The 8,216-nt window shown below is 45.5% G+C and carries 6 protein-coding genes; all 6 read right to left on the bottom strand.

Translation table 11 applies throughout. The features are described from left to right. Window positions 1-606 precede the first annotated feature (606 nt). The 6 genes from LGZ99_RS22620 to LGZ99_RS22595 all read right to left on the bottom strand — a co-directional run bounded on the left by LGZ99_RS22620 (window position 607) and on the right by LGZ99_RS22595 (window position 7,674). The gene (locus tag LGZ99_RS22620; RefSeq protein ID WP_262979655.1) at window positions 607-879 is read right to left on the bottom strand and encodes a PAAR domain-containing protein; all 273 of its coding nucleotides are present in this window, start codon (window positions 877-879) and stop codon (window positions 607-609) included. Window positions 880-882: 3 nt separating this feature from the next. Then, entirely contained in the window at window positions 883-2,028 is a 1,146-nt protein-coding gene (locus LGZ99_RS22615; RefSeq protein WP_262979654.1) for a DUF3396 domain-containing protein, read from the bottom strand. Between the two features lie 44 nt (window positions 2,029-2,072). After that, a complete protein-coding gene (locus LGZ99_RS22610) occupies window positions 2,073-3,218 on the bottom strand; it encodes a DUF3396 domain-containing protein (RefSeq protein ID WP_262979653.1) in 1,146 nt (381 codons plus the stop codon). 15 nt (window positions 3,219-3,233) lie between these two features. After that, window positions 3,234-4,589 carry a VRR-NUC domain-containing protein gene (locus LGZ99_RS22605; protein WP_262979652.1) on the bottom strand — a complete coding sequence of 452 codons (1,356 nt, stop codon included), beginning with the start codon at window positions 4,587-4,589 and terminating at the stop codon, window positions 3,234-3,236. Window positions 4,590-4,591: 2 nt separating this feature from the next. Next, the gene (tssI, locus tag LGZ99_RS22600; RefSeq protein WP_262979651.1) at window positions 4,592-6,706 is read right to left on the bottom strand and encodes a type VI secretion system tip protein TssI/VgrG; all 2,115 of its coding nucleotides are present in this window, start codon (window positions 6,704-6,706) and stop codon (window positions 4,592-4,594) included. Between the two features lie 743 nt (window positions 6,707-7,449). Next, entirely contained in the window at window positions 7,450-7,674 is a 225-nt protein-coding gene (locus tag LGZ99_RS22595) for a hypothetical protein (protein WP_262979650.1), read from the bottom strand. Window positions 7,675-8,216 lie beyond the last annotated feature (542 nt).

Genomic DNA, 8,216 nt, shown 5'->3' with positions numbered 1-8,216 from the left:
AAGTATTAAGGTTTTTTGCTTTTATATCAAGGGTAGATTTAACTGAATAAATACAATTTCTTAGCAGGGGATTTAATGACATTTAATCGAAAATTATTAACTATTAAAAGAGAGTTGAAAAGAAATCCACACGTAAAATAATATTATCCGAATAGACGGGTATTTAAGTGCTTTTTTGCCGGTTATTTTATGAATAAAATCCTAAAAATCATGCAATAAAAAAGGGATAAAACGGTTAATCTGGCAGGATTTAAGTTCTGAAACAGGCGGTGATTATCGGGAAAACAGAAAGAGGTGTTTTTATATTATCAGATTATTTATTTGCTGATTTATGAAGAAAAAATAAAGGGGGATGATTTATTAAAACTGCGGGTAAAACAGCGTCAGTAAAGATAAAAAGTGGATATGACGAGTATTCGTTAAACGTAAAACATGATAAGCCGATGATGATTAAACTTAATAAAAAGCAGGCGTTAAAAGGGGTAAAAAAACGGTTAAAACTTTATACCGATTAACATTATCAGTTAAAAAAATGAATGTTAATAACAGTTTAAAACCTGCTTTGGTTTTGTGGGTATTTCAATTAAGGGCCCTGGAGTTTGATATTTATGACCGTACCTTTAATCGACAAGCTCCGGTCTGGCAACTACACTTCACAAGGTGTCCCTCCAATGCGACAGGTATTCCCTGGATATTGAATAAGTTAGAGCCTTCCGCAATAGCGCCGGTTTGTTTACAGGCAGGACAAAATACCCGGTCACCTTTACGGGCAACCTCCAGTTGTTGGTTTACCAAACCGGAACCATTGAGAACATTTCCTCCGGTTGTTGTGGTATCACCTTTAAGGATAATTTTTTTTCTTTCTACTACACTTCGCATTATTTACTCCGTTATATTTTCCGCTTCTCGTATTAAATGCCAGATTGTTGTGCCCGGTTCCGCGCCCTGAATATCAAAAGCCATCGCGCCCTGCGCAAAGAAATACTGTTTGTCAGGGATGCTGTCGGTTCGCCAGAATCCGCTGACAAGAGCCGGATGGCTTCCCTTCAACGGGGTCACGTGCAGAGGTCCACGGTCATAGCGGGCATACCAGGCCAGTGTGGAAATATCATCAAAATGACCCGCACCATAAAAGTGAAGGGAATGGCCTTCACGGGGGATTACTCGTATCGGACGTATCAGCTGGTTAATGGCAAAATAACTCTCCGGCACGCTGCCCGGCAGTGGTGTCAGATCTGGGTATTGACCGGCCCGGATAATCAGACCATCCCGGTAGGTACTAATCACCACATCCGTGTAGCGTGCCAGCATTGTGCGTATCCAGTATTCCCCACCCAGTCGCCCTACAAAGCGTTTAGACAGTAGGGTGATCCAATTAATGCCCCGGATGGAATGTCCATACTGTAATTTGGCTGTATGCACCGCAGAGTTCACTTGTAAGGCAGGATAACGTTGGGCTAACTGATACTCTAAGGGAAAATAATCATGGTAATCTCTGGGTAGGACCAAACAGTAACCACAATCCCCACTGTCCGGTTCAAGCTGTTCACACAGAAAATCCAGCCATGCCATAAATTTGGTCATGCCGTCTTCTTCTTTCAAATAATCCCAGGGCAGTACCAGACTCAGGTAGGAGCTACTATCATCACCATCAGCTTCATCGGAATCCAGATAATGCATCAGATAGCGAGGGGCTTCATAGAGATTTTTAGCGTCACTAACATCCCAACTAGAGGGCTGGTTTTTTTTCTGATTAAGAATGCCTTCTTCCACTTTGGCAATATTTTCCGGTGAATATTTTTTTAATCCTTTCAACTCATGAGTGTGAAAACGCAGATAAGCACCGAACTCTTCCCGAAAGCGGCGATAGCAGTCCAAAATGCGTTGCTTTTTCTCCTGCGTGTAACCCTGTTTAAAAAACAGGGTAATTGAGATACCCAGACGGGAAACAGTCAGCCCATCACTATTGGTAAAGGTAAAATCGGCCAGTTGTGATTTTAGCCGGGAAAAATAATCCGAAGTTTCCATATTCTCTCCGTTCATTATTTCATTATGAGGCAGTGGATAATTTGTTATTCCCACATATTTTTCCCTTCCCGTATCAGGTGCCAGAGCGTTGTGCCCGACTCCGCGCCCTGAATATCAAAAGCCATCGCGCCCTGAGCAAAGAAATACTGTTTGTCAGGGATGCTGTCGGTTCGCCAGAATCCGCTGACAAGAGCCGGATGGCTTCCCTTCAACGGGGTCACGTGCAGAGGCCCACGGTCATAGCGAGCATACCAGGCCAGTGTGGAAATATCATCAAAATGACCCGCACCATAAAAGTGAAGGGAATGGCCTTCACGGGGGATCACCCGTATCGGACGTATCAGTTGGTTAATGGCAAAATAACTCTCCGGGACACTGCCCGGCAGCGGTGTCAGATCTGGGTATTGACCGGCCCGGATAATCAGACCATCCCGGTAGGTACTAATCACCACATCCGTGTAGCGTGCCAGCATTGTGCGTATCCAGTATTCCCCACCCAGTCGCCCTACAAAGCGTTTAGACAGTAGGGTGATCCAATTAATGCCCCGGATGGAATGTCCATACTGTAATACCGCGGTATGAACCGCAGAATTGACTTGCAGGGAGGGATAACGTTGCGCTAGCTGGTACTCTAAGGGAAAGTAGTCATGGTAATCTCTGGGGATGACCAGGCTGTAGCCACAGTCCCCACTATCCGGTTCGAGTTGTTCGCACAGAAAATCCAGCCAGGCCATAAAACGAGCCATGCCGTCTTGTCCTTTTAGATAATCCCAAGGAAGTGTCAGGCTTAAGTAAGAGCTACCATCGTCACCATCAGCTTCATCGGAATCCAGGTAACGCATCAGATAGCGAGGGGCTTCATAGAGATTTTTTGCATCACTGACTACCCAACTAGAGGGCTGGTTTTTTTTCCGATTAAGAATGCCTTCTTCCACTTTGGCAATATTTTCTGGGGAATATTTTTTTAATCCCTTCAGTGAATGACGATGAAAACGCAGGTAGGTACCAAATTCTTCGCGAAAACGGCGATAGCAGGCCAGAATGCGTTGTTTTTTCTCCTGGGTGTAGCCTTGTTTAAAAAACAGGGTGATAGAAATCCCAAGACGAGAAACGGTCAGCCCATCGCCATTGAGGAAGGTAAACGCGGCCAGTTGTGATTTCAACTGGGAAAAATAATCCAAAGTCTCCATATTTCTCTCCTTTCATTATGAGGCGGTGGCGAATGTCACACTCGCCAATATTGCCAGGACAGCAGCTAACGCTGCGGCACTGACTGCTGCTGCGGCAGCTAAAATTTCCACCAGTGCAATCAGCGCGGCAGCGACGGCAAGGGTGACGAGAATAACAACGGCAACTTCGGCAACAATCACCACCACTTCCAGCATGCCTTCCCCCACTTCTTTCAATATTTGCATCCAGCTAATGTTTTTCAGCTCTTCCAGGGTGATATCTGAGCCCTGTTGCACAGTTTGCCACCGGGCTTTTATCTCACTCTCCGTCCAGGTCACGATTTTTCCCGTTTGTTCATTAACCCAGGAAAAAGCATAGCTGACCTGATGGCTTATCGGGTCAATAATCTCTTCACACACCCACTTGCCGGCTTGATTGAACCAGATACCAAATTGGGCAAGAAGCTCCCGGGTACTGTCGCGGACATAATTCAACCCATTTTCGGCCAGACCAGCCACCTCCTGCCCGAGGACAACCCAGTCTTCATAGCTGGGTAAAAAAGACCAGGGAGAAGTGCTGATCAGCGGGAGTTTTTTTGTCAGCGGCTGAGGAATAGTCCCCGGCACACCCTCTTCGGGCGGGATGGGTAAAGCTTCATCATCAGGAGAACCGGGTGGCAGCGGGGCCAGTGGTATGGGATTTTTATAGTGTTGGGAACCGGGTTGATAATGTTTTCGCCACGCTTCATCGTACTGCTTTTGCTCCTCTGTGCGATTATCTATGACACGCATTACCCCAAAGCGTTTTTCTGTCGCAATCCGGATATAATCTTTTTCTTGATCGTCAGAGAGATCATCCCCCGGAAATTTCACCTCAATCAACATTTTCAGATTATCAGGGTGCACAGAACCATCAAAGTAGTTGGCATTTCTGCCCGGCCAGCGGAGAGCCTCATCTTTAACCAGAATAATATCGGGGCGGCGAATACGTTTAACACCAAATTTCTCCATATCATTGGCAGAAGGCCGGGCAAACGGATTACTGGATTGCGGTAAATTATTACCATAACGTTGCTTAGAGTTTTGACTGGTTGCCAGCATGGGTAAGGGAACATCTTGCTCTCCTCGGATAGCAAACACCACTTCCGCTTTATAAGGCCATAGAAAGTCATGTTTAAGCTCCTCAACCTTAATCAATCCACTCATAATGACTTGATTAAGAAAGCGAATAGCCCCCAGTTTGGTGATAATCATCGCCGGCAGACGCAGGGCATATTCGGCTTTTTTCGCCAGATAACAGGGATCTTCATCGGCGGGAAAGACGCCGATTTCCATCGTGCAGGTGATTGATGTGACGGCAGGGCACATCTTGCCGCTGTTGGATATTGCCATACTTACTCCTCCATAAATTCCATAACATACTCTACGGGCGCGTTATCACTGACCTCGTATACGGTTTTCTTCGGCTTGGGTGTTGCTTGCGGTGAATTCAGTTGCAGATTTTCCTCTGCCGCACTCTGCACGGCCATCGTTCTGCCCAGCGCGTCAGTTTTACCCGGGATGACCTGACCATCGCCAGTGGTGATGGTATAGCGGGTATTCACCAGCGGTTTATCGCTTTGCTCACTTCGCAGGGTATAGCGGGCGGAGTAGTCAAACAGCGCACCGGCGGATTTCTTGCCGGTGATGTGGTCGGTCATAGTGATGCTGACGCCCTCAATACGGATATTCCCCATGGGATCAATGACTATCTGTCCGCCGGCGTTCCCAATGGTGATTTGCCCGCTGTCAGAGTGCAGCGAGATATGTTTACCCACGGTAATTTGCTGGTTATCGGCGACGTTCAATTGGTGACTTTTACCAATGGAAATAGCTTGCTGACCTTTAATGGTCACCGTTTGATTTTGACCGACTTCAAGCGTCTGGAAACCCTGCACGGCTTCGTCATCATCGTTTTTAATTATCGCAGTGCGGTTATGCTCAACGTCTGTTTTCTGGTCATTGCCTATCTGCGTGGTTTTATCCCAGAGAATCTGGGTATTCATATTCCGCTGAGCATGAATAAACACTTCCTCGCTGCCTTTGGCATCCTCAAAGCGCAGTTCATTAAATCCCTGGCCCCGGTGAGTTCGGGTTTTAAAGGTGGTACGGGTCTTCTCCATCGGTAAATCAAGTGGCGGACGGTTGAGGCCGTTGTAAGTACAGCCCGTCACAATCGGGCGGTCAATATCGCCATTCAGATAGCTGACTATTACCTCCTGCCCGACGCGGGGTATCGCCATAAAACCGAAACCGTTGCCGTTCCAGCCCTGTGAGACCCGTACCCAGCAGGAAGCGAGGTCGTCCGCTTCATCGTAACGGTTCCAATGGAAGTGGATACGTATCTCGCCGTGTTCGTTCACATAAATCTCTTCGCTGCCCGCCCCGACTACCGTAGCGACTTCATCACCGTCCGCCAGTGGTTTGTAGCGGTAAGGTGGCCGCCAATCCTGGTGTCCTGGAATAAAGGTGACATCGTTTGTCAGTGTTGTTCCTTCGCCACCGTCGTTTGAGGCGATAGGCTGCCGCCCATAATGAGTGACAGACAGCACCTGCCAGCGGTCATTCATCGCTTCTATTGGATGGGATTGCAGCGTAAAAATTTTGCCCGGACGAAGCCGGATACAGTTGGTTTGGGCTGTGCCAACTTTGCTGTAGTTTTGTAACTGCTCTAACCGCAGTTGGGTAAAAGGTTTTCCTTCCGCATCCCACTGAAAACGCCCGTAGCTTTCAAACACCGAACCGTACCCACGATTGTCGGCTGTCTTCCGGTGTTCGAGCGAATATTTGGGGTTAAGAAAGTTATAGTCTTTCTGGACAGTGCCATTCGGGCACAGGTATTCGCCATAGCTCCACTGGTATGCCGTGGTATCGGTATCGTCCGTTTCAGGATGCGTATTGTAAGTAAGATCGATATCCGCCCGCATGCCCAGGCGGCAATCACAGAACAACATCTTTTCTTCATCAAACCAGAAAGCAATGCCCTCTTCCGCCGCCATCCGGCACCAGAAGTCATAGTCTGATTCACGTTTTTGCGTGGTGTATTCCCGTTCAGCATGGCGTTTATAGAGCGTATCACGGACAAATAAAATACGATGATCTTTAAGCAATTGCGCCAGGATTTCCGGTACAGATTGTCGATGGAAGATACGGCTATTCTGATTCAGCGTCATTAGCCACATGGGGGGGCGAATGGTGAAGGTATAAAAAGTACGACGGCCATCAGTATTACCCTGTTCAGCGCCGGCGATTAAACCATTAATGGTGCGTTCGGTAACGCCATTACGGGTAATGGTCAATGATGCACTGCTCCCCAGTTGGTCATTCAAGGGAATATCATCACGTGAGCTAACCCCCTTTAACGTCAGGCTATAAAGCTGTGACAGCTCTTCCTGCAAGGTAAATTGCGATACCTGAAAGGTTGTTTGGGGCAGTGCGCCAATTTGGCAGGTGAAAACTAATCCATCCATATTTGAAACCTTACATAATTGAACCCTAATTCTGAAACGGGGATAACACAAGCAGCCATTAAACGCATAATCACGTTCAGCTCTTTTAAATAGCGTCGTGCCGCGCTTCTTCATATTATCGAGCCGGTATTTCAACTTTATAGCTCTGAATACAAAAACAGTTCCAGCCTGTTCCGCAGTAAAAAAATGAAAGCGGGGAACACTCATCACTTAATACGTGGCGTTTGAGAGAACAATAAACCGTTTCCAGCTGAGTAGTGTGGAAATAAATAACAGGGAATTTCGCCCTCTGAATGTTATGACCACAAGATCACGATATTTATCATATAAACATGACAAGAATGTGATGAATATCACATAAAATGGCTAATTAATCGCTATCCATCGTGTGGAATGAATAAAAATCGCCGGAAATTTTTGCTTAATTCGGGGGGAATCTAAAACCTCAAAAGTGTCAAGATATTAATCAGGTATATTTGGGCTGACGATATATGCTTCTGAGTGTTTCTATTTGAATTCGGTGACTGTCTTAACGTAAGCTGCGCAGATATTATTAACTATTATTAACACTTTATTTATTTCTTCATAATAGATGATTTCTGTAATTACCGTACTTAGACTGACCAGCTAAATAACAGAAGAAGCAGTATTCATTATTCCCTCACTGGGTAAACAATATCAATTCTTTGTTAATTACCCAGTGAAGAAATTGAGTCCTTTTTTAAGTTGATAAAAGGGGCAGGTCATGACATTGAATCGTGGTTGCAACGCAGTGCACCTGCGGTGTTACGCCGGTTACTGATAGCGAGCGTGGCCTGTGTTCTGGTCTGGCGATGACAACGTGCAGAGGGAGAAGAAAATACCCGAGCCCGACAATGGATTTGCAGACTCTCAGGCAGACAGCAAAAACGAGGAAAATGAGAGAGTGCTCCGGCTCTTCTTGCGGAATTATCTGTCCTCTTAAACACACTTATATTGCTATCGGAATATCCACCTGAAGAATTGACTCGATTAGCGGCGGGCATATTAGGTAATTCGAAGATGTGTAGATACCTATGCCTGAAAGGAAAGGGCTTCCCGCGAAAAGCATGGTGAATGCAGCGGTATTAAAGCTTTTATATTAAGGACGGATTTAACTCAGTAAATGCAACTTTTTAGCAGGAGAATTAATAACATTTAATCAATCCCTAAACAGATAGGCATTTAAGTGTTTTCTCGCTGGTTATTTAACAGTTTTGGTAAAAATAAAGTGGATATGATTAGGATTTATTAAACGTAAAACACGATATCTGATGATGATTAAACTTAACAAAAAGCTGGTGTTAAAAGGGGTAAAAAAGGTTAAAAGGCTATACTGATTAAAACCGTTAGTTAAAAAATGACTTATAATAACAGATTAAATCCTGCCCATCATAAAACTCAGGGTGGGATTTAACTTTGTTTGTCTTACCATATTTAATTTATTTATTAGCGATTCCATGCTCCATTTATTTTACATTTACCTAACCTG

This window comes from Photorhabdus temperata, assembly GCF_025384845.1.
GTDB lineage: Bacteria > Pseudomonadota > Gammaproteobacteria > Enterobacterales > Enterobacteriaceae > Photorhabdus > Photorhabdus temperata.
Note: the sequence above shows the minus strand (reverse complement) of the source record. Positions and strands in the feature narration are given on the sequence as shown.